Raw genomic sequence first — 2,157 nt, 5'->3', positions numbered from 1 at the left:
ACCTGGCGCGGCGCGCGGCCGGCAGGTCGTCCGTCATCCGGGCGATGAATCCCGTCCCGCCGGCCCCCGGGGGGCGGGGTAGACTGACCCGTCCGCCCCCATGAACCGCAAGGCCCTCGCCTCCGTGCTCCTGCTGTGCATCGCGCTCGCGAGCGTGGTGACGGGCGTCGTGTATTTCATCCGCCGGGACCGTGCGGCGCTGGTGGACCAGTTCGCCTCGGACCGGCAGGCGCAGGTGGAGGCCGCGGCGCGCGAGGTATCCGACGCGCTCGATGACGCCGCCGATGACCTGCGCTTCGCTGGCGAGCTGCTCTCCCGGCCCGGTTCCGTCACCGAACACCGACGAGAGCTGCTCGCCCTGCTGGAGGTGGTGGGGCAGTACAAGGCCATCGCCGTCATGGACCGGGAGGGAGCACAGCGCTTCTCCATCATGGACCGGCGCGCCGGCCCGGCCGTCACACGGGGAGCCGTCGGCACCATCTTGATGGAGACGGCCCGCGAGGCGCTCGCCCGGCCGCCCGGGGACATCCTCTCCTCGTCGCCCGTGGCCGCCATCCCCGGCGGCTGGTTCCGTGTCTTCGCCACCTCGTATGCCCCCTCCGAGGATGGGCCCGGCGGCGCACTGGCGGTGCTGGTGGATACCGAGCCCTTCTTCGCGCCCCTGCGGCTCATCTCCACCCAGCCGGAGGTGCGGCTGCTGTTGCTCGGTGCGCGCGGCGTGCCCACCCCCTTGAGTGATGACACCCTCGTCGACTGGCACAAGCGGCTGGACGCCGAGGCCGGCAGCGTCCCGGCCTTCGCGACGCTGGTGCAGCGCATGCGCTCGGGCGAGCGCGGCGCGGTCCGCCTGTCCGAGGGCGAGGCGGCACGGCTGGGCCTGGGCGCCGCGGACGCCATCGCCGCCTATACACCCATCCGCATGCGCGGCGGCGCCCACTGGTCCGTGGCCACGCTCGCCACCACCCGGGAGCTGCGCGCCCACGAGCGCGGCGTCATCCTCCGGGTGGCGCTGGGCGCCTCGCTGGTCACCTTCTTCCTCGCCGTCTTCGGCGCCTATGTCGTCATCGCCTCGCGCCGTGCCGTCGCGCTCCAGGAAAGCCGCCGCCACGCGGACCGGCTGGCCCACCTGCACGAGAAGACGCAGAAGATTCTCGACAACATCCCCTCCGGCGTCCTCGCGCTCTCCTCCTCTGGCCGCATCACCGCCGTCAACCAGGCCCTGCGCGCGCGCCTGCCTCCCACCGCCGTGGGCGCCTCGCTCCCCGAGGCCTTCCCCCATGCGCCCGCCGCCGTGGTGGACCGGCTCGCCTCCCTCGTGGAGGGCGCGTGCTCCTCCGAGCGCGTCCTCAGCCTGCACGGCGAGCCGCTGCCCCTCTTCGGCGAGGAGGGCGAGTACCGCCTCCACGCCGTGCCCCTGGAGCGGCACGACCCCGAGGTGCGCGTGCTGCTGGTGGTGGAGGATTTGAGCAACGTCCACGCGCTCGAGTCGCAGCTGGTGCGCGCCGAGAAGCTGGCCACCGTGGGCATGCTCGCCGCGGGAATCGCCCACGAGATTGGCACCCCGCTGGGCGTGGTGCGCGGCCGCGCCGAGTACGTGCTCGGCAAGCTGGGCGCCCAGCACCCGCAGGGCGCGGGCGTGCAGGTCATCATCGAGCAGATCGACCGGGTGAGCCGCACCATCCGCCAGCTGCTGGACTTCTCGCGGGTACAGCCGGCGGCGGTGAGGGGCGTGGCGCTGGGGCCGCTGCTGCGAGGCGTGCAGGAGCTGCTGCACGGCGAGGCGGAGCGGCGCAAGGTGAAGGTGGAGGTGGAGGTGCCCGAGCCGATGCCGGCGCTGTCGGCGGACCCGGACCAGCTCCAGCAGGTGGTGCTCAACCTGGCCCTCAACGCGTGTGACGCGTGCGAGCCCGGGGGCTCGGTGCGCATCGCCGCCCACGTGGAGGCGCCGGGCGAGCCGGGGGCGTGGAGCGGGGTGCGGGTGACGGTGCGCGACGACGGGTGCGGCATTCCGTCCGAGAGCCTCAACCGCGTCTTCGACCCCTTCTTCACCACGAAGAAGCGCGGCCAGGGCACGGGACTGGGGCTGACGGTGGTGGCCCAGATTGTCCGCAACCACGGAGGCCGTATCGAGCTGGAGAGCGCGCCCGGCCAGGGCAC

1 protein-coding gene is annotated in these 2,157 nt (G+C 73.5%); it reads left to right on the top strand.

Going from position 1 to position 2,157, the window contains the following annotated elements; genetic code table 11:
- Positions 1-100: 100 nt before the first annotated feature.
- Positions 101-2,157 (top strand): two-component system sensor histidine kinase NtrB (locus VF794_RS02125; protein ID WP_331107209.1); only part of this gene is annotated, 2,057 nt, incomplete at its 3' end.

It is taken from the genome of Archangium sp. (genome assembly GCF_036389735.1).
In the GTDB taxonomy this organism is placed as follows: Bacteria; Myxococcota; Myxococcia; order Myxococcales; family Myxococcaceae; genus Archangium.
The sequence above is the reverse complement of the archived record's forward strand: the minus strand, read 5'-3'. Positions and strand labels throughout refer to the sequence as shown.